Annotated in this window: 14 protein-coding genes; 9 read left to right on the top strand and 5 right to left on the bottom strand. The window is 63.5% G+C overall.

Annotation, left to right across the window (positions count from 1 at the left end; all coding sequences use genetic code 11):
* Window positions 1–12 precede the first annotated feature (12 nt).
* Window positions 13–1,221 carry an ABC transporter substrate-binding protein gene (locus QOU61_RS11515; protein WP_289658447.1) on the bottom strand — a complete coding sequence of 403 codons (1,209 nt, stop codon included), beginning with the start codon at window positions 1,219–1,221 and terminating at the stop codon, window positions 13–15.
* Between the two features lie 121 nt (window positions 1,222–1,342).
* Between QOU61_RS11515 and QOU61_RS11510 the strand changes: the two genes are divergently transcribed.
* The 3 genes from QOU61_RS11510 (at window position 1,343) to QOU61_RS11500 (ending at window position 4,495) form a co-directional block, all read left to right on the top strand.
* A complete protein-coding gene (locus tag QOU61_RS11510) occupies window positions 1,343–2,365 on the top strand; it encodes a polysaccharide deacetylase family protein (RefSeq protein WP_289658446.1) in 1,023 nt (340 codons plus the stop codon).
* Between the two features lie 62 nt (window positions 2,366–2,427).
* The gene (locus QOU61_RS11505; RefSeq protein ID WP_289658445.1) at window positions 2,428–3,642 is read left to right on the top strand and encodes an amidohydrolase family protein; all 1,215 of its coding nucleotides are present in this window, start codon (window positions 2,428–2,430) and stop codon (window positions 3,640–3,642) included.
* Window positions 3,643–3,787: 145 nt separating this feature from the next.
* Window positions 3,788–4,495, top strand: a complete 708-nt coding sequence (locus QOU61_RS11500) for a TetR family transcriptional regulator (protein ID WP_289658444.1) — start codon at window positions 3,788–3,790, stop codon at window positions 4,493–4,495.
* Window positions 4,496–4,574: 79 nt separating this feature from the next.
* Here QOU61_RS11500 and QOU61_RS11495 read toward each other — a convergent pair whose 3' ends face one another.
* Both QOU61_RS11495 and QOU61_RS11490 read right to left on the bottom strand, forming a co-directional pair.
* Window positions 4,575–6,167 (bottom strand): gamma-glutamyltransferase family protein, encoded by a 1,593-nt coding sequence (locus QOU61_RS11495; protein ID WP_289658443.1) that lies wholly within the window; start codon window positions 6,165–6,167, stop codon window positions 4,575–4,577.
* 243 nt (window positions 6,168–6,410) lie between these two features.
* Window positions 6,411–6,848, bottom strand: a complete 438-nt coding sequence (locus tag QOU61_RS11490) for a GNAT family N-acetyltransferase (RefSeq protein WP_289658442.1) — start codon at window positions 6,846–6,848, stop codon at window positions 6,411–6,413.
* Window positions 6,849–7,047: 199 nt separating this feature from the next.
* Between QOU61_RS11490 and QOU61_RS11485 the strand changes: the two genes are divergently transcribed.
* The 3 genes from QOU61_RS11485 to QOU61_RS11475 are packed head-to-tail and all read left to right on the top strand — an operon-like array spanning window position 7,048 to window position 11,364.
* Window positions 7,048–9,381: a condensation domain-containing protein gene (locus QOU61_RS11485; RefSeq protein WP_289658441.1), complete on the top strand. Its 2,334-nt coding sequence runs from the start codon at window positions 7,048–7,050 to the stop codon at window positions 9,379–9,381.
* Window positions 9,374–10,210, top strand: a complete 837-nt coding sequence (locus tag QOU61_RS11480; protein WP_289658440.1) for an ABC transporter permease — start codon at window positions 9,374–9,376, stop codon at window positions 10,208–10,210. Before QOU61_RS11485 ends, QOU61_RS11480 begins: the two co-directional genes overlap by 8 nt.
* 2 nt (window positions 10,211–10,212) lie before the next feature.
* Window positions 10,213–11,364, top strand: a complete 1,152-nt coding sequence (locus QOU61_RS11475) for an ABC transporter ATP-binding protein (RefSeq protein ID WP_289658439.1) — start codon at window positions 10,213–10,215, stop codon at window positions 11,362–11,364.
* 6 nt (window positions 11,365–11,370) lie between these two features.
* Here the strand turns inward: QOU61_RS11475 and QOU61_RS11470 are convergent, their stop codons facing one another.
* Entirely contained in the window at window positions 11,371–14,667 is a 3,297-nt protein-coding gene (locus QOU61_RS11470; RefSeq protein WP_289658438.1) for a non-ribosomal peptide synthetase, read from the bottom strand.
* A 289-nt stretch (window positions 14,668–14,956) separates the two neighbouring features.
* On the opposite strand from QOU61_RS11470, the gene QOU61_RS11465 reads away from it, so the two are divergent.
* Window positions 14,957–15,724, top strand: a complete 768-nt coding sequence (locus QOU61_RS11465) for a 4'-phosphopantetheinyl transferase family protein (protein WP_289658437.1) — start codon at window positions 14,957–14,959, stop codon at window positions 15,722–15,724.
* 67 nt (window positions 15,725–15,791) lie between these two features.
* Here QOU61_RS11465 and QOU61_RS11460 read toward each other — a convergent pair whose 3' ends face one another.
* On the bottom strand, window positions 15,792–17,060 hold the full coding sequence (locus QOU61_RS11460; RefSeq protein ID WP_289658436.1) for a pyridoxal-phosphate dependent enzyme: 1,269 nt from the start codon (window positions 17,058–17,060) through the stop codon (window positions 15,792–15,794).
* Window positions 17,061–17,216: 156 nt separating this feature from the next.
* Between QOU61_RS11460 and QOU61_RS11455 the strand changes: the two genes are divergently transcribed.
* Together QOU61_RS11455 and QOU61_RS11450 are read left to right on the top strand one after the other, a co-directional pair.
* Window positions 17,217–18,035: an IclR family transcriptional regulator gene (locus QOU61_RS11455; RefSeq protein ID WP_289658435.1), complete on the top strand. Its 819-nt coding sequence runs from the start codon at window positions 17,217–17,219 to the stop codon at window positions 18,033–18,035.
* A 359-nt stretch (window positions 18,036–18,394) separates the two neighbouring features.
* A complete protein-coding gene (locus QOU61_RS11450) occupies window positions 18,395–19,363 on the top strand; it encodes a Bug family tripartite tricarboxylate transporter substrate binding protein (RefSeq protein WP_289658434.1) in 969 nt (322 codons plus the stop codon).
* Window positions 19,364–19,424 lie beyond the last annotated feature (61 nt).

The raw sequence follows: 19,424 nt of genomic DNA, 5'->3' as shown, positions 1-19,424 counted from the left end.
ACGACGGCGCCGTCAGTTCTGGACGAACGGCATGATGTGGTTGTCCTCGAAGCGGGCCCAGATGTAGTCGTTCGCCGTCAGCGCATCGTGCTTGTCCTTCGTAAACGGCCTCTCATAGGTCTTGATCAGCCCATCGACGCGGTCGATGGCGTAGAAGCCGTCGCGAATCGCGGTCGGCTCGGTGCTGCCGCCCTTCTCGATCGCGCGCGCGATCACCAGGATGCTGTCATAGGCATTGGCGACGCCGACCGCCGGCGTCACATCCACCGGCCCCTTGACGTCGGCATACTTCGCCTGCAGCTCTGACATCACCCGCTTGCCGACCGGCGAGAGGTCGCCGAAGAAGCTGTAGGTCTGCACGAAGATGACGTTCTTCGCGTTGGGCCCGGCGAGTTCGGTGAAGCGGCCGCCGGCCGGCCCCCAGTGCGACACGATCGGTGGCGCCCAGCCCATGCGATCGAGCGACTTCACCACCTGGGAAGCCGGGCCGACATTGCCCACCAGATACAACGTGTCGGCGCCCGCCTGCTTCAGCCGCGACAGCTGGGAGACGACGTCGACGTCGTTGGGCTCGAACTTCTCGACGCCGGCAGGCTCCATTCCAGCGGCCTTCAGCGCCGCCTTCAGGCCATGCTCGTTCGATTCGCCCCAGGGGTTGTTGACAAGGATGAGCCCCGGCTTCTTCGCGCCGTAGGTCTTTCGCGAGAACTGAACGATCGCCTTGTCCACCTCATCATCCATGGCGGAGACGCGAAACACGTAGTTGGACGCGGCGCCATTCTGCGTGATGTTGGTCCCCGCGGCCCACGGCACCACGAAAGGCACCTTGACGTTGTTGACGAAGGGCACGATCGCAAGCTCGACCGGCGTATCGAGACCGCCGAGAAGCACTGCGACCTTCTCGCGCTGGATCAGTTCGCGCGCGGCGGTCAACCCCTTGGCCGGATTGCTCTCGTCGTCGCGGCGCACCAGTTCGAGCGGACGGCCAAGCACCCCGCCCCTCGCATTGATCTCCTCGATCGCGATGGTGGCTCCGCGGGTCAGCGCCTCACCGGCGCGCGCCGACTGGCCCGACAATGCCGTGACAAGCCCGATCTTGATCGGTTCCGCTGCCCGCGCGCCCGGTGCGAGCGGCAGCGCGCCCAGAACAAGGGCAGCCACGGCCGCCACGATCGGGCGACGATGCACACGTCCGGCGAAAACGATACGTACAGGATCCATTTCTGCAGTCCTCCCACTGATGGCGGCCGTCCGGCTCGGACGCCGCCTCCGCTCCCGTCGCCGCGTTTTCGCGATCTTGACGGAAGTAAAAACTTTCTTCACAAATTGGGGAATGTCAAGCGTGATCGACGATGCCGGGGAGATTCGCATGCGCGAGAATGTCGGTGCAGGGTTCGAGCGGACGGCCTCGCGAGAGCTAAACGACGGCACCGCGCCCCGCCAACAGGCGGATCGGCCACGACAATTCGCGCCCGGGCTCGTCTCCCATGATCGCTATCGCTACAGCGCGATTACGCGCCGTCCGGATTTCAGCTGGCCTGGCGGACGGCGCCTTGCCGTCTATGTCGGGCTCAACCTCGAGCATTTCGCGTTTGGCGACGGACTGGGCGCCGAGCTCTGTCCGGGCGGTCCGCAGCCAGATGTCCTCAACTACGCCTGGCGCGATTATGGCAACCGGGTCGGCGTGTGGAGGCTGATCGAGCTTTTCGACGAACTGGCGCTGCCGCTCTCCGTGCTCGCGAACAGCAGCATCTACCACTACTGCGCTGAGGTCATGGATGCCTTTCGCGCGCGCGGCGATGAGATCGTCGGCCACGGCCGGACCAATTCCGAGCGCCAAGGGGTGCTCTCGCAGGAGGAGGAGCGGCGGCTGATCAAGGAAGCAACTGAGATCATCACGTGTGCGGAGGGCCGGCCGCCGCTTGGCTGGCTCGGCCCGTGGATTTCGCAGTCGCCGGTTACGCCGGACCTGCTCGCCGAAGCGGGTTACCACTATCTGCTCGACTGGTGCATGGACGACCAGCCGGTGTGGTTCTCGACGCGAAACGGCGGGCGGATCCTGTCGGTGCCCTATCCACAGGAATTGAACGACATTCCCTCGATCGTGGGACGCAAGGACTCCGGGGAACAGTTTGCCACCATGATCACGGACACCTTTGAGGAGATGCTGACGCAATCCAGGAGGCAATCGCTGGTGATGGGCATCGCGCTCCATCCCTATCTGGTTGGCCAGCCGCACCGCCTGCGGCCGCTGCGGCGCGCGCTGCAGGCGATCGTGGCGCGGCGCGATGACATCTGGATCACCACCGCCGGCGGCATCGCGGCATTTTCGCGTGGCTTGCCCGACGGCGTCGTACCGACATAGCGAGGCCATCCGGAGATGCCGCGCTTCGACCCCCTGCCCTGCAACGATCTCGGAGATTTCCATTGACCGCCATCGACACGCTGTTTCGAAATGCCCGTCTGACCGATGGACGTGTCGTCGATATCGCGGTTGGTGACGGCGACATCGTTTCCATCGCGGCGACGCCGCAGGCCCATGGCGCGGTCGGCGAAACCCGCGATCTCGGCCAGCGCCTGGTGCTGCCGGGCCTGGTCGACGGACATATCCATCTGGACAAGGGGTTTATCGGCGACGAATGGAAGCCGCATCGCCCTTGCACCGCCGGCTTCAGCGTGCGCGAGCGCGTGCGGTTCGAAAAGGAGGCGCTCGCCGGGGCGCGGCCGATCGCGGTGCGGGCGGCGGCGTTGATCGATCTCTGCGTTGCGCACGGCACGACCCAGATGCGCAGCCATGTCGATATCGATGCGCAGGTCGGGTTGCGCAACTTCGAACAGGTCGTGGCCGCCCGTGATGACCACCGCGACAAGGTGTCGGTTCAGATCGTCGCCTTCCCGCAAAGCGGCATCGTGACGTCGCCGGGTACGGCCGAACTGCTCGACGAGGCGGTTCGCGCCGGAGCCGATCTCGTCGGCGGACTTGATCCTGCAGGTCACGATGCCGACATCGACGGACATCTCGACGCCATCTTCGGCATCGCCGATCGCCGTGGCGTCGGTATCGACATCCACCTGCACGACGGCGGCCAGCTCGGCATCTTCGAGATCGAGCAAATTGCACGGCGCACGAAAGCCCTGGGGCACGGCGGCAAGGTCACGATCAGCCATGCTTATGCGCTCGGCGAAGTGCCGCGCGACATCGTCCAGCGCACCGCGCACCTGCTCGCCGAGGCGGGGGTTGCGATATTGACCAACGCGCCGGGCGCACATGCGTTTCCGCCCGTGCTGCTGCTGCGCCAGGCCGGCGTCAACGTGTTCGCCGGCAACGACAACATCCGCGATTCCTGGTGGCCTTATGGCGACGGCGACCTGCTCGAACGCGCCATGATCATCGGCTACCGCTCGGGCTTCAGCACGGACTCAGAACTGGCGACGGCGTTCGACATGGTGACGGCGGACGCAGCGCGCGCGCTCGGCCTTGCCGGGTATGGCGTGGTCGAGGGCGGGCCGGCGGATTTCGTCGTGCTCGATGCGCGACATGTCCAGGAAGCCGTGGTGGCGCGGCCGAAACCGCGCGACGTCTACAAGCGGGGGCGACTTGTCGCCCGCAATGGTGCAATCGTGACGGCAGCCCGCAAATAAGAGCAGGAAGGAACGTAGCGGAAGCGATGTCCCCCTTGACGAGTTGCCGCAATCGCGATCTCAATCGCGCCAGCCTCCGCGGCGGACATTCCGCAGACTGCGGATCGCCCGCGCGGACACGCCGACATTTGAGCAAGGTTGCCCCGTGACTGAAACGACAGTACCAGCGAGCCCGGCCCGCAGCGCCACGCGCGGCAGACGTCCGCGCGATTCGGCGCTCACCAAGGAATCAATCCTGCGTGCGGCGACGTTCGAATTCTGCCGCAACGGCATTGGCGGCGCCCGCGTGGAGGCCATCGCGCAACGCGCCAAGGCCAACATGCGCCTGCTGTATGCCTATTTCGGCGACAAGCACGGGCTCTACATTGCGGTGCTCGAGCACGTCTACACCGAGATTCGCGCGGCGGAGCAGCAGCTCAACCTGGACGACCGCGAACCCGTCGCCGCGATGCGCGAGCTGATCAATTTCACCTTCACCTTCTTCGGAGACCACCAGAACTACATCGCGCTGATCAACAACGAGAACCTCCAGCGCGGCCGCAACCTGCGCAAGTCGCGCAAGATCGCCGAGCTCACGCTACCCCTGGTCGCGAGCATCGAAAGCATCCTGCGCCGCGGCGTGGCGGCCGGGCTATTTCGCAATGACGTCGATCCAATCCAGCTTTACGTCACGATCACCGCGATGAGCTATTTTCACGTCTCGAACCGGTACACCCTGTCGGCGATGTTCGACAAGGATCTGGGGGAACCGGGCTGGCTGGAGCGACGCCGCGCGCACGCACAGGACATGATCCTCACCTGGCTGACGGCACCTGCGGGCGGCCAGCGGAAGCACAGGGCCGGCAGGGGCTAGGCCCCTGAGCGCGCGCTAACCCTGATACCCGCCGGCCGTTTTCCGCGCGCAGGCGTGGCCGCGCCCGATCGCGATTGCCTCAGCGCGCGGCAACAGCGCCGTCGCTGCGCGGATCGCTCGCCCCCTCGAGCAGGCCATCCGGATGCCAGACGATCGCACCCGCATGGCCCATGAATTCCTCGAACGGGCCGACGGTTTGAATGTCGTGACCAAGCTTGCGCAGCGAATCGATGACGGCGGGGTCGAAGCGGGCTTCGATCTTGAGGTTGTTGTTTTCCTCGCCCCAGGTGCGGCCGAGCAGCCAGCGCGGCGCGGTGACCGCGGATTGCAGGTCCTGACCATGCAACGCGTAGCGCGTGAAGACCGCCGCTTGCGTCTGCGGCTGCCCCTCCCCGCCCATCGTGCCATAGGACATCAGGCGGCCATCGCTGAGTTCAGCCATCGCAGGCTGGATGGTGTGAAACGGCAGCCGGCCGGGCTCCAGCCTGTTCACGTCCGTCTCGGCGAGGCTGAAGCTCGTCCCGCGGTTCTGCCAGGTGACCCCGCTTTGCGGCAGGATGACGCCCGATCCGAACTCCCAGTAGACACTCTGAATGAAGCTAACGCTGAGACCGCTGCGGTCGGTCGCAGCGAGCCATACCGTGTCGCCCTGGCTGGGCGGATCGGGCCAGGGCGCCGCCCGCTCGATCGCTACCGTCTTCTCAAGTGCGGCAATGGCGCCGTCGGTGAGAAACTCGGCGGCCGCTCGGGCCATGTGGTCGGGGTCGGTCACGTAGCGGTTGCGGATGCGGAAGGCAGCCTTCGTGCACTCCACGAGCCGGTGAAGATGATCGACGCCATCCGCCGCTTTCGCCATCTGCCGGGCATAGAGCGCGAGAATGAGGAGCGAGGCGAGGCCCTGCGTCGGCGGCGGCATGTTGAAGACCTTGTGGCCGGCCACCGCAACGGAGAGCGGCGTCACCAGCGATGCCTGGTGGCGCTCAAGATCGGAAAGCCGGAGCGGGCTGCCCAGCCGTTCGAGATCGGCGGCCAGCGAGCGAGCCAGATCGCCGCGATAGAAATCGGAGAGGCCTGCTTGCGACAATCGCTTCAGCGTCTCGGCCACACGCGGCTGACGCAGCCGCGTACCGACGGCCAGCGGCGCACCTTGCTGCAGATAGACTTCGGCAAAGCCCGGCACATTCTCGAGCTCAGCGCGCTTGTTGCCGATATTGTTGTGCAGCGTTTGAGTGACCGCAACGCCCTCGGCGGCATGAGCGATCGCGGGTTCGAGAAGGCGCGACAGCGGCAACCGCCCTGCGTGGCGGTCCCGGCTGAGGTCGAAGGCCTTTTGCCAGCCGTCGACCGTGCCGGCGACGGTGAGCGCCGCCAGGGGCCCGCGGCTTGGAATGCTGCTGTATCCCTGCTCGCGATACCAGGTGCGACTGGCCGTTAGCGCAGAGCGCCCGCAGGCCTGGATTCCAATCGGCGTCGAGCCGGCACGACCGACCAGCCAGAAGCTGTCACCGCCGAGACCATTCATGTGCGGATAAACGACCGCGATCGCGGCCGCAGCCGCGATCATGGCCTCGATGGCATTGCCCCCTTCCGACAGCACGCCGAGCCCGGCCTGCGCCGCAAGGTGGTGCGGCGCAGTCACCATGCCGCCATAGCTTCGCTTTGTCTGCAACATCGCTATGCCTTTCGATCCTTTTTGTAATAATGTTTTTACTTACACTGTCAAGCCGGGCCTGCATTCTGCAGAATTCGCCCCGTCGATGCTCATGCAGCTCTTGATGCGCATGCCCCTGGATGTTGCAGCATCGCGCTGACACTGCAAGTGGCCAGGGGTGAGCGCGCGGCGAAGCGCAGCACTCGGCCGGCAAGCGCGGGAAAACAAGGCATTTCCGCCCCCCGGCACGAGGTGGGGCGGCGGCTAGAATTGCTTGCGGTAGAAACAAAGGCGGCTGTCGACAGATCCCGGCGCCGCCCGGCTGGCCGCAAGCTCTCCGAACTGCTCATATCCGTTCTTCTCGTAAAAGCCGGGGCTCTGGAAAGCGTAGGTGCTCAGCCAGGCGCCCACGCACCCCTGCTCGCGCGCGGCATTTTCGACCGCTGTCAAAAGTCGAGAGCCGAGGCCATGGCGACGATCGGGTTCGCCGACATACAGCAGATCGATGAAAAGCCAGCCGTAAAGGATGCTGCCCCAAACGCCGCTGGAAGCCTCGCCAGTATCAGGGTCTCGCAAAATAACGGCGATGTTTCGATAGCCGCTCGGTCCACTCCGAGCTAGATTGTGGCTGACCAGCCGTTGTAGCAGGGCCGCATGGTCGCGGGGATCGGGTGACCAGTCGAGGAAAAATTCGTGCTTCATGCCTTAACTCACGCGTTCGATGCTGGCTTCTGCGCGGATCGTCGTGGTTCAGCTCGGAACTTCAAATGTCTTAAAGGCCGCGCTGCAGCTTTGCGAGCGAAAATCTGAGAAAAGCAGAATGGCGGCTCTATTGACGTCCGAGACGAGAGCGGAACCGCTGTTGCATCCCGCATCCGCATCGCAGCGTCGGACGTGGTTCATGGAGCTCGTTGCTCCAGGCATTCCGCAGCATCATTTACCGTTTGCGCTCGAAGTTTTCGGCGAGCTTGACGTGGCGGCGCTGCAGCTCAGCCTCGATTTGCTCGTCGAGCGCCATGAGGCCCTGAGGACGGTATTTGTGGACGATGGCGGCGAGCTTCGCCAGGCGATCAGCGGCCCTCGGCCCGTGGTCGCGCATGTCGATGCCCCATCCGGGCCCGATGTCGACTTGCAGGTCATTCTCCGTGAACAAGTTGCTGCCCCGTTCAACCTCAGCCGAGGACCGCTGGTTCGCCTGGTCGCCGTCAGACGCGCGCCGGGGGTGCATGTCCTGGTGTTCGTCCTGCACCACATCATCGCCGACAACCTGTCGCTTGGCCTGTTCGTGCGCGAGATGGCGGAGATCTACGGAGCCCTCAGTTCTCGCAACATGCCGACGCTTGCGGCGCTGCCCTGGCAATACGCCGATTTCGCCGTCGCCGAAGCCCGCTGGCTCGCCAGCTCGACATTCCGCGCTCGCCTGCAGCGTTACGCGGAGCAACTCCGCCCGACGACGACACGCCTGGACTTCGGTTCGGAGCCAACCGCCGCGACCGCGCTGGTCGGCGCGAACCACCTGATATCTCTTGGACCGGTGGTGGTCGATCACCTCAAGCAGGTGGCGCAGCGGGCCGGCGTGACGCTGTTCGCGGTGCTGCTTGCCGCGCTCGAGAAGGTGCTCGCCCCTTACGCGGACGGGCCGGATTTCGTCATCGCGGTGCCCGTGGCCGGTCGGGGCAGCGATGGCGCAGAGGGCGTGATTGGTCCATTTGCCAATATCATTGCCCTGAAGACGAGCCTTCGTGCGAGCCAGACCATGGCAGAGCTGCTGGCCGACGTCGGACGCCAACTTGTCGATACTCTGGAATATGAGAACGTGCCTTGGGATGCACTGGTGCGCGCCATCAATCCTTCGCGCTCCGCCGATGCCGCACCGCTCAGCCAAGTGATGTTTTCCTCGATAGCGGTACCCTCGCCTTTTGAACGCTTTGGGCGCCTCCCGTGCCGGCCGATCTGGCTTCCATCTCCCGCGCCATCGGCCGACCTTTTTGTGAGCGCATCGGAGACGCCGGACGGCGTGCTGTGGCTTGGTTTCGACAGCCGGCCGGACAAGGTCTCCCATCGTACGATCTCCCGCTTGTCGGGAGCGCTTCGAACCGTGCTCCTCGAGATCGCTCACGGAGATATTTCGACGCTCGAAGCGCTTCCCCGGGGGATCGGCAGCACGGACCTGCCTCTCCACGACGCCCGTGGCGGCACCGTATCCGCCAGTGGTCTTTCCCTCGACTCATCGGAAACCCTCCAGCGCCATGGCGACCTCGAGAAACTCGTCCTCGAACTGTGGCAGGAGTTTCTCGGCGCACCGCCATCTCACTTGCGCGAGGACTTCTTCACTGCTGGCGGCGACTCGCTGCTGGCGGTGCGCCTGATGTCCGCACTGTGCCGTCGCCTCGATCGCAAGCTGCCGGTTGCGCTGTTCTTCGAAGACCCCTCGGTAGCCGGCCTGGTGGCGGGTCTCATGAAAAGCGATTCAGGCGGCGTATTGGACCACGCGGTCACCAAGATTATCGAAGGGAATGACGGGCGACTGCTGTTCATGTGCAGCGCGCAGCACAATAGCATCAAGCTGGCAAAGGCACTGGCACCGGGGCCAACCGTGTACAAGCTGGACGCTTACAACCTTCAGGAGCAGCGGCTGCTTGCTGACCAGCCCATGTTCGACAATGTTGAAGCCATCGCCGCTGAATTCCGATCCAGGCTAAAGACCATTCAACCAAAAGGCCCATACCTGCTGGCAGGTGGCTGCGAGGGCGGCGTCGTAGCTTTCGAAATGGCGGTCCAGTTTCAGCAGGAGGGCGAAGAGGTAGCTCTGCTTGGACAGCTTGACACGCCCGTTCGCGGCTTCTTCGAGTCGAAGCCGGCCTTTCTGGGCCCCATCCGAGCTGCCAAACAATGGTTGGATGTTTGCATCCGCCGAATGCTGACTTCGAATGCGCCCGAGTATGAACGGCACCTGCGCATTTGGGCGGAAATCTGGCTTACAATGCGCGCGTACCACCCTGGGCGCCCGTTCGACGGTGACGTTCACCTCTTCAGGGCGGCCCGAACGCTTGGCATGGCCGATGTCGCCTCGGGCTGGGACCGTCGGGTCAGCGGCCGGGTCGTGATCCATAAGGTGCCCGGTGGCCATCACACCTGGATGGAATACCCACGGAGCGCTGCTATCGTCCGCGCCGCCTTGGACGCGATCGTGCCCTCTGTTTCAACCGTCTCGAGGAACCAACTCATTGACTGAGCGACCCACCATCGTCATCAGGAACGCCGTACCGGCCTCGCGGCGCATATTTGCCGGTCTTGCGGAGCTTGCGGCCTATCGCGAGCTGCTTGGATACATGACAATCAACCGCCTGCGGGTACGCTACTCCCAGAGCTGGCTCGGCTGGCTATGGGCAATTCTGCAGCCGCTTGCGTTCCTGGCATTTCTCTCGGTGGCGGGCGCCGCCGTGAGCGGCCATTCCACCGCAGGGATCGCCTATCCGCTCTTCATTCTCGCCAGCCTGTCTCCGTGGGCATTCCTCGCGACCTCGCTCAGCACCTCGGCGGCGGGCGTGCTGGCCAGCAGGTCACTCATCGCCAAGGTGTATTTCCCGCGCGAGATCGTTCCGCTCTCTTACGTTTTCGCCGCGCTGGCCGATCTGGCGATCGCGACGGCGCTGGCGATCGTGGCCCTCGCATGCACCGGCCACAGCATTCCCGCGACGGCGATCACACTCCTGCCAATCTGCCTGATCCTGATCATATATTCCGCCGCGTTGTCGCTGCTGCTTTCCATCGCGCAGATCGGGTTTCGCGACATCGCCATCGGGTTGCCTCTCCTGCTGCAGGGATTGATGTTCACGACACCCGTGCTGTACTCGCTGGAAGCCGTTCCTGCCCAATGGCGCGCAGTCTATGCGCTCAATCCCCTGGCACTGCTTGTCGAAGCCTTCCGAGGCGCACTGGTGGGCAAGCAAATCGTCAGCGCCGAGCAGCTCGTCTACGCTGCCGTCCTCGGCCTGGTTCTGCTCGGCATTGCATATTTCATATTCAAGACCGCCGAACCAGACATGGTCGACGAAATCTAGCCATGGCTGCTGTCGATATCGCCGTCCGCAACGTCTCGAAGTCGTATCGCATCCATCACGATAGCGGTCGTGGCCATGGTCTGTTCAGGTTCGGGACCACGGAGCGTTTTTGGGCACTGAAAGGCGTCAGCTTCGACGTTCGGCGCGGCGAGGCGCTGGGCGTTGTCGGTCCCAATGGTTCCGGCAAGACGACCTTGATCAAATTGCTCGCCCGCATCACCGCGCCCGATAGCGGAGAAATCACGATCACCGGGCGGCTGATGTCTTTGGTCGAAGTCGGAGCCGGCTTCCATCCCGAGCTCAGCGGGCGGGACAATGTCTTCCTGAACGCGGCAATTTTCGGCGTTCCGGTCGCGGAGGTGCAAAAGCGCTTCGAGCGCATCCTGGAATTCTCCGGGCTCGCCGACTTTATCGATGCACCCGTCAAGACGTATTCTTCCGGCATGTTCGTCAGGCTCGGCTTCGCCGTCGCCGCGCACCTCGATGCGGACATTCTCCTTCTGGACGAAGTGCTGGCTGTCGGCGACCTGGCGTTCCAGGCCCGCTGCATGGACCGGATCGGAGAAATCCGACGCTCGGGACGCACGATCCTGCTCGTTTCCCACGATCTCGCCGCGGTGGAGCGGCTCTGCGATAGCGCCCTCCTGCTTACCTCCGGTGAAATGGTGTGCGAAGGCGCTCCGCGCGACGTGATAGAAGAATACCAGATCAGCGCCGCAAAGCGCGTGCCGAATTCCGGCTTGAATCTCGAGAATGGCGCCGTGACCCTTCACGGCGTCAGCTTCGTCGGTCGCGACGGCGCTCCGCCCAGGACGGGGGACCCTCTGACCATCCGCGTGGGCTACGAGACCGGACTATCCGTCGATGACGCCGTGTTCACGGTGAGCTTCGTCTGGCCCAGCGGCTATATCTGCACCGAGGTCGTCTCGTCCTCGTCCACCCTTGTCGCGGGAGCGGGATCCGTCGTTTTCGATTGTCCAGTCCTTGCCATGCAGCGCGGGCTGTATACGGTCGATCTGACAGTCGCGACGGCCGCCGGGCGTGTTCTTGCCAGGCGCGTGCGTGCCGCGCCCTTTCGCGTCGATCCGGGTGTTATCGTGCAGGGCGATTTCCATATGCCGCACACCAGCAAGCTGGAGCGGGACCAGGATTGAACCGCTTCAGCTCAAGTCCTGTCTTACGCTGCGTATCAGCGCATCCAGTTCTTCCGGCGACAGCTTGCCAAGGCGCTCTCTCAGGTCGCCCAACTCCGTTGTCGAGCGCGCCTGCGGCCTGATCTCTCCCAATCCTTGATCGTCGGCCGGGGGCGCAGCTTCGACCGCGCTCGAGAAACCTGCCAGCGTCGAGTTGTCGAACAGCGCGCGGATTGGAATGCCGATGCCGAACCGGCGACGCACGCGAACGATGACTTGCATGGCCAGCAGCGAATTGCCGCCCAGATCGAAGAAGTCGTCGGCGGCGTCGATTTCCTCCTCGCGCAGCACGGCGCGCCAGATCTGCGCCACGTCGGCGTTCACGGAAACCGTGTCAAGTGCAGCCTCATGCCGGGTCGGCGCATCGGCCAGCGCGACGAGCGCCATCTGATCCACCTTGCCGCTCGGCAAGAGCGGAAGTGCCTCGACCACGAGCAGTTTCGCGGGGACTGCCGCCGGCAGCAGCCGCTCCTGAAGATGGGCGCGCAGTTCGGTCGGAACGGGCGCGCTCTGCCCCTGCGCTCCGACGATGAAAGCGACGAGCCGCTGCCGGTCGCCATCGCCAACGATCACAGCAGCCGCATCCTTGACCGAGGCGTGGTCCCGCAGCGCCGCCAGAACCTCGCCAAGTTCGAGTCTGACGCCCCGCAGCTTCACCTGATTGTCCGTGCGGCCGAGATAAAGCACGGTGCCATCCGCCCGCCAGACGCCGCGATCGCCGGTATTGAACAGCAGCGGTGAAGGCGCGCCCGCGATGGGATTGGCCCTGAACCGCTCGGCGGTAAGATCGGGTTTGTTCCAGTATCCCAGCGCGAGGCAAGCGCCACCGGCGTGGATCACGCCGGGCAATCCCACCGGGGCAGGCTGGCCCGCACGGTCGAGGACGTACACCTGCGTATTGGCGATCGGCTTGCCGATCGGCACGGCCCCGTCAATGTCCGCGTCCTCCACCTCGTGAACAAGAACGTCGGCGGCAACTTCCGAAGATCCATAGAGATTGATGAGTTTCCGGCCAGGACAGGCCCGCTTGAATTGCCTGACGAGATCCGTCGGGAGCACTTCTCCGCTCACCGACCAAATTCTCAGAGCCGGCAGGCGCGCGCCCAGATCGGGCGCGTGATCCAGCAGCACGCGCAGCAGCGTCGGCACGAGCACAATTCGGGTGACGCCATGCCGCGCTAGCAATGTGATGAATGCCTCCGGATCGAGCACGGTCTCATCCGGGACGATCACCGTTGGCACGCCCGCCAGCAGCGGTCCAAGCATTTCCCAGATCGCGTCCACGAAGCCGATCGACGTCTTGCAGCAGGCGACCTCACCACGGGCGAACGGATAGGTCTCGTGCATCCAGTCGATGCGGTTCATCAAGGCTCTGGTCGCGCCCATCACGCCTTTCGGCACGCCGGTCGAGCCGGACGTGAAGAGGACATAAGCAAGATCGTTGGCGGGTCCGGCTTGGGTGGCTCCGACCGGCTCGCTCCAAAGGGGAGCATCCCGATCCATCGGGATGGCGGTGAGGCCCTCCGGCAGACGCTTCACCAAGGCAGGAAGGGTGAGCGCGGTGCGGCAGCCGGCAAGGCCGACGAGCTGTGCGAGACGTTTATCCGGCTGCGCCGTATCGAGAGGAACCCATGGAACTCCGGCGATGAAGCAGCCCAGCACGGCTGCGAAGGCCTCGGCGGAGCGAGGCAGGAAAATCGCGACCGGCTCGGCGCCACTGACGGCGCGGCTCCGCAGCGCGGTCGCGACCCGTCCGGCACGCTGTGCAAGTTCGCCAAAGCTGATCCGCTGACCATCCGAGATGAGCGCGACGTCGCGGGACCGTTCAGCCGAAATCGCGGCAAAGGCACCGGCAAGCGTGCGTTCCGGGTAGTCGCGCGACGTGGAATTCCAGCCGAGCACGGCACGCTGCCACTCGGCTTTCTCAAGCAGACCAATGCTGCTGATCGGTCGCTCGGGCCGGGCCACCACCGCCTCCAGGATGCGCTGAAGATGGCTGGCCATTCGCGCCATCATGGGCTCATCGAAAAGGTCGCGGTCATATTCGAAGGAGCAAGTGAGCTCGTCACCCTCGATGATCTCCAGCGTCAGATCGAGCTTGGCAATGCCTGAGTCGAGTTCTACCTCCTGAACTTCGAGCCCGGCGAGCCGCGGCGCCTGGTGCCCGAAGTTTTGCAGCACAAACATGACCTGGAAAAGCGGAGCATGATCTCGTGTCCGCGGGCGCCCCACTTCTGCGACGACCCGTTCGAACGGAACCTCCTGGTGCTCAAACGCCTCAAGCGAGACTGCCCGGTTGCGGTCCAGCAAAACCGCGAAGCTGGGATCGCCCGTCAGATCACCGCGCAACGCCAGCGTGTTCACGAAACAGCCAATCAGCCGCGCGAGATCCTCGTCACGACTTCCGGACACCGGTGTACCGATCACCAGATCGTCGGTATCGGCCCAGCGCTGAAGCAGGATCTGGAACGCCGAAAGAAGGCCCATGAAGAGAGTGGCACCATGGCGCTGACACAGAGCACGGAACGCGTCCGCGAGAGGCGCATCCAACGTGAATCCGAGCCGACTTCCATGGTGCCGCTGCACGGCGGGACGAGGGCGGACGGTCGGCAACGTGAGCAGAGGCGGTGAACCGGCAAGCATCTTCCGCCAGAACGCAACGTCCTTCTCGAACGAGGCCGCTGCGAACGACCGCGCCTGCCTTTCGGCAAAGTCGCTATATTGGACTGGCAGATCCGGCAGCTTGGCCGGCTTCCCCCCGCGCAGTCCCGCCTCGTAGAGGCGGGCCAGTTCGTCGAAGAACGGCCCCATCGACCACCCATCGATGATAGCGTGATGGAACACGATCACCAGCAGATGTTCTTCTTGAGCCAGACGCACCAGCGCCACGCGGAAGTGCGGGGGTACAGCGAGGTCAAAAGCCGTTTCGCACATCTTGGCCACGAGTGCGTCGGTCGCGACAGCACGTTCCGACCCCGACAAGGAGGTAAGGTCGTGCTCCTCAAGAGTAACCTGCATCCGGGCGAGGACGCGCTGAATAATCGAACCGTCCCTCTCGACGAGTCCGGTGCGAAGTATTTCGTGCCGCGCGACGATCGTATCGAACGCACGCTCGAGTATCTGCTTGTGAACAGCTCCCGTGAGCCGCAGCACCCTCAGCAAGTTGTAGGCGGGCGTGCCCGGATCGACTTCACCGGATAGCCAGAATGCGCGCTGCTGGGCGGAGGCTGCTCTCAGCTCACCTGGCGTCAAGACGTTAAGCAAATAGTACCTCCGCTCAAGCTACCGTTCGGATGCTCCTGTTTCAGTAGCGACGATCAAGGCTTATCCGCAAGATCTCTTCGCAAGCTTTGGAAAGTCACGGGTTACTTGGAAATCAGCTTGCGATTATCGGCTCGGAAATCCGAAGGCGGCCGACTCGTGGCAGGAACTTAACAGGTAACGCAGATCGGCGGTACTGGTTTTGAACTTCAACATTACCGACTCGCCTGAAATAACCTTTACAAGTCATTGTGATTGCTCTGTTCGGACCACCCTGAACCCGGAAAGTGCGATGAGCCGCCGCAGTTCCATCTGGTGCAGCCCTGACGGTACCTACGGGCTTCTCGATCGCGCGGTTGACGTCTGGCGCACCACGCTCAACTCGTCGAGCGCTGATCTGTCGAAGCTGTCGGGTTCCCTATCTTCTGAAGAGAGGGAACGCGCCGATCGATTTCGATGGGAACAAGACCGCGCGCGGTTCATGCTCGGCCGCATCATGGCGCGATCTGTACTCGGCCATTGTCTGCAAAAGCCGGCGAGCACCATTCAACTGGCGGTAGACCATGCGGGAAAGCCGGTCGTCGCCTCACCATCTGAGACGCCGCCGCTCCATTTCAATATTTCTCACGCGGGCGACTATGTCCTGCTCGCGCTTGCACGCGATCGCCGGGTCGGCGTCGACGTCGAACAGATTTCCGACATCAGGGACCTGAACGAGATCGCCGCACGATGTTTCTCGAAAGCCGAGTATTCGCGCTTGCAGACAATTCCGGAACGCATGAGGCCCCAGTCGTTCTATCGGTGCTGGACCCTGAAAGAGGCCTATCTGAAAGCCCGGGGCGATGGGCTCAGCCTGCCGCTGGAGTCATTTGACGTCGCCTTCCTACCGGGTGAAATGCCGCGCCTGCTTGAGACGCGGTTTGACCCCGCCGATGCTGCGCGGTGGTGTCTGCGCGAACTGGACATGGGATCAGCGTATCTTGCCGCCGTGGCGATTGAAGTCGCACCCGAGCTTGAACTGCGGTTGTGGGATTGGCCCAGTCATAGGGAGAATGGATGAGGTCGGGACTGAGCGGCCTGTCGAGCGGCAAGCGAAGGTGGCGCGCGACAGGCGGCCGGCGTTCCGCCTAGGCCTCGAAGGCAGCCGGCACGGCCTCGCGCAGGTGCGCGAACACAGCTTCGAGATCATCTTCCACCGTCGGCGGTTCGCCAAGCGCAACCGCTGTCGCCTGCGGATCCTTCAGACCCGAAGCGGTCAGCAACGCGACCACGGCTTCACCGTCACGAATTTGACCCGTCGCCCTCAACTGCGCGACGGCAGCGATCGCACCGGCCGACGCTGGCTCGACATAAAGGCCTTCCAGCCGCGCCAGCTTTGCCTGGTATTCCAGAATCGCCTCGTTGCTGACCGTCGTTGCGGCGCCACCTGATTTTCGCAAGACGTATAGAGCCTGAAACGTGCTGCGCGTTGCGGTCGTCGACTTGGCAAGCGTGTCGTGGGTCATCGGCATGTCCGGCAGCGCGTCGCCGCCGGTCAGCAACGCCGTACCAAGCGAACCATAAACCTCCGCCGCCATCATTCGCGGCATTCGGCTGGTCCAGCCAAGCGCAAGCATCTCCTCGAAACCGCGCCACATCCCGATCAGCGCGTCGCCATAGCAAACCGGCAGCACGCAACAATCCGGCACTCGCCAGTCCATGGCTTCCGCGACTTCGTACGCCAGGGTCTTGTAGCCTTCGATCCCGTAGGGATTGCTGCCCACCACCGGACTGAAGAACGGCGAGGTCGGAAACCAGCCGAATTGCTCCACTGCGTGGCGCATCAGTGGCCAGCGCCGATCTTTCCGCGCAAGCGAAACGACCGTCGCTCCGTAGACTCGCATCTGCGTGAGCAGCGGGCCGGCCGCTCCCGCGGCGGTAAAGACAACGCATGGAAGGCTGGCCTTCGCCGCGTACGCAGCCACAGAGGCGCCTGCGTTTCCCGTCGAACTGGATACCACCGCCGGCGCGCCCATCTTCTTCGCCGTGGAAACCGCGATGCAAGCCAGCCGGTCCTTGAACGACCACGTCGGGTTGCGCGTTTCGTCCTTGCCGAACAATCCCTGCAGGCCGAGATCTTTGCCCAAGGACGAGAGCCGACGCAGCGGCGTACCCCCCTCCCCGAGACTGACGGCCTCCTGGCTCGAAACCGGCAAAATGTCTCCGTAGCGCCAAAACCCTCGGTCGGTGCCTGACGGCCTGGGCCTGGGACGAAATGCTGCGTCACCATCCTCATACGCGACGACCAGATTGCTCGGCGCCGCCTCATTGCTGCATTTGGGGCAAGCGCTGGCGTAGTCCTGCACACCAAAGGAGGCGTTGCAGCGCAAACATCGAAGTCCCGCTACTTTCGCCATGCAAACTCCCACAGCCGCCCCGCCGTTTGACAGGGACATCACGACGTGCCAAATATCGGCACATCGTTCCAATCGACTGCCTTGAAGAGAGCCATTTCGCTTTGGGCTGTCAAGTCGGGCCCTGCCGCCTTGCCGTCCTAACCCCGGGAGATGCCTGTGGCTCCAATTGCGTCAGGCCGTGGCGAAAATCAATCCGTTACGCGGGCGATCGAGCTGCTCAATCTGCTGGCCGATTCCGCCGAGCCCCTCGGTGTCCGCGATATCGCCCGGCGCATCGACGTTGCGCCGAGCAACGTACAACGACTTGTCAATACGCTGACCAAGGCGGGCTTTCTCGAGCAAACCGAGAAAAACGGCCGCTACAAGATCGGTCATCGCGCGTTTCGCGTCGGCAGCGCGTTTGTCGAGCAAAACAATCTCTATTCGGCCGCGATGCCCGAGCTCTATCATCTCGCGAGCCTGCACATCACCGGATTTCTCGGCGTGCTGCGGGAAAACATGGTGGTCTATCTTGCGACAGTGCAGAGCGAGGGCCCTGTCGCGGTAACCCATCGTCCGGGTTCGCAGACCTACCTGCACTCGACCGCGATGGGAAAAGCGCTGCTGGCCGAGATGGACGATGCCAGGATCAGGAACATCCTGACAGCCCATCCTTTGCCGCGCCTGACACCGAGAACGAAGATCTCGGCGCCCCAGCTGCTCAAGGAGATCGAAACCATCCGTCGAACCGGCATCGCGATCAGCGAAGAAGAAAATCGCTATGGCTTCTTTTCGGCCGGAAGCGTCGTTCGCGACTTCAGCGGAACTGCGATTGCCGTTATCAGCGGCGCCGTTCCGGCTGCCCTGATGAAATCCGACGATCGATCCAAGGTCGCCGATCACGTCTATCAGGCCGCCCAGAATGCTTCGCTGAAGCTGGGGGCACCGATAAGCCGACGTGAGCCCCCCGCGAGGTCAAGCCGCAAGGCGCGATAGGGAAAAGGCGCCATCCGGATTTGGCTGCGCCTTCGAGCCACATCGAACCGGCTGGATGACACGGCCGGCGTCCAAATGCGCGCCGCAATGCCGCAAATTTTCGCAAGGAATCAGCTGGCATCTTTGCTGCGGCCATCTGACACGACGGCGGCACCTCGCTTGCATTGACACCCCCGCATCACCATGCAAGCATTAATTAGAACGCTGTGCCGATATACGGCACAGGGTCGACAACCGCACCGGTTGGCCCGTCATTTGCTCTGTCGAGCATGCAATTCTAGCGCACCACGGCGCGGGTTTGAGAAAGGCCACACATGCTCGTATTTCGGAAGTGCTCGTCAGGCTCGGGAAACAGACGAGTGAAGTGCACGATGACGGTGATCGCGCTCGCATCGATTTCATTTGGCACGATGTTGCCGCTTCACGCAGGCGACTACCCCGATCGGCCGATTCAGATCGTGGTCCCCTTCACTGCCGGCGGCAACACCGACACCATCGCAAGGCTGATCGCCGACAAGATGCAGAGTTCGTTGAAGCAGCCGGTCGTCGTCGTCGACAAGCCGGGAGCCGGCACTAATATCGGCGCGGAATATGTCGCCTCGAGCGACCCGGACGGCTACAGGATGCTCATCAATGCACCTGCCTCGTTCGTCATCAATCAGTTCATCTTCAAGCGCCTGGAATACGATCCGGACACCGCCTTCGCGCCGGTTTGTCTGCCGGCGCGCGTCCCGAACGTGCTGGTCGTTCACCCTTCGCTGGGCGTGACCACCATTCAGCAGTTGATCGACAAGATCAAAGCCAATCCAGGAGCGATTCAGTACGCGACTGCCGGAATTGGTACGACCAGCCATCTGTCCGGCGCGTTGTTTGCCGCAATGGCGGGACTCGATACGACCTCGGTGCCGTACAAGGGCACCTCGCAGTCGGTCACCGACCTGGTCGCCGGCCGAGTCGGTTTCACGATCGACAACATCGGTCCGATTCTGCCGTTCATCAAGTCCGGCCAGCTGATCGCGCTCGGCGTGTCGACCAAGGACCCGGTCGACGCACTTCCCAATATTCCCCCGATCAACACGGTTCTCAAGGGTTACGAGCTCAGCCCGTGGAACGCGCTCGTCATGCCGGCGAAGACGCCTGACAACATCGTTCAATTGGTCGGGCGCGAATGCGACCGGATCGTGCACCTTCCCGACGTCGCCGAAAAAATAAAGGCGCTTGGGTCGGATCCCGTAGGCGGCTCGCCGGAAGAACTCGCGGCGTTCCTCAAGGCTGAACGCCCGAAATGGGAAGCGGCGATCAAAGCCGCCAAGATCCCGAAGCTGTAGAAAAAGCAAAAGGTGCTCTCGCCCCGGCAATTGGCAGCCGGGGCAGGCACTCTTTGGTCGT

The organism is Bradyrhizobium sp. NP1 (assembly GCF_030378205.1).
GTDB lineage: Bacteria > Pseudomonadota > Alphaproteobacteria > Rhizobiales > Xanthobacteraceae > Bradyrhizobium.
The sequence above is the reverse complement of the archived record's forward strand: the minus strand, read 5'-3'. Positions and strand labels throughout refer to the sequence as shown.

Coding starts and splice junctions, on each gene's coding strand:
- QOU61_RS11515 (WP_289658447.1), bottom strand. CDS start 1,221: ATGGATCCTGTACGTATCGTTTTCGCCGGACGTGTGCATCGTCGCCCG.
- QOU61_RS11495 (WP_289658443.1), bottom strand. CDS start 6,167: ATGTTGCAGACAAAGCGAAGCTATGGCGGCATGGTGACTGCGCCGCAC.
- QOU61_RS11490 (WP_289658442.1), bottom strand. CDS start 6,848: ATGAAGCACGAATTTTTCCTCGACTGGTCACCCGATCCCCGCGACCAT.
- QOU61_RS11485 (WP_289658441.1), top strand. CDS start 7,048: ATGGAGCTCGTTGCTCCAGGCATTCCGCAGCATCATTTACCGTTTGCG.
- QOU61_RS11475 (WP_289658439.1), top strand. CDS start 10,213: ATGGCTGCTGTCGATATCGCCGTCCGCAACGTCTCGAAGTCGTATCGC.
- QOU61_RS11465 (WP_289658437.1), top strand. CDS start 14,957: ATGAGCCGCCGCAGTTCCATCTGGTGCAGCCCTGACGGTACCTACGGG.
- QOU61_RS11460 (WP_289658436.1), bottom strand. CDS start 17,060: ATGGCGAAAGTAGCGGGACTTCGATGTTTGCGCTGCAACGCCTCCTTT.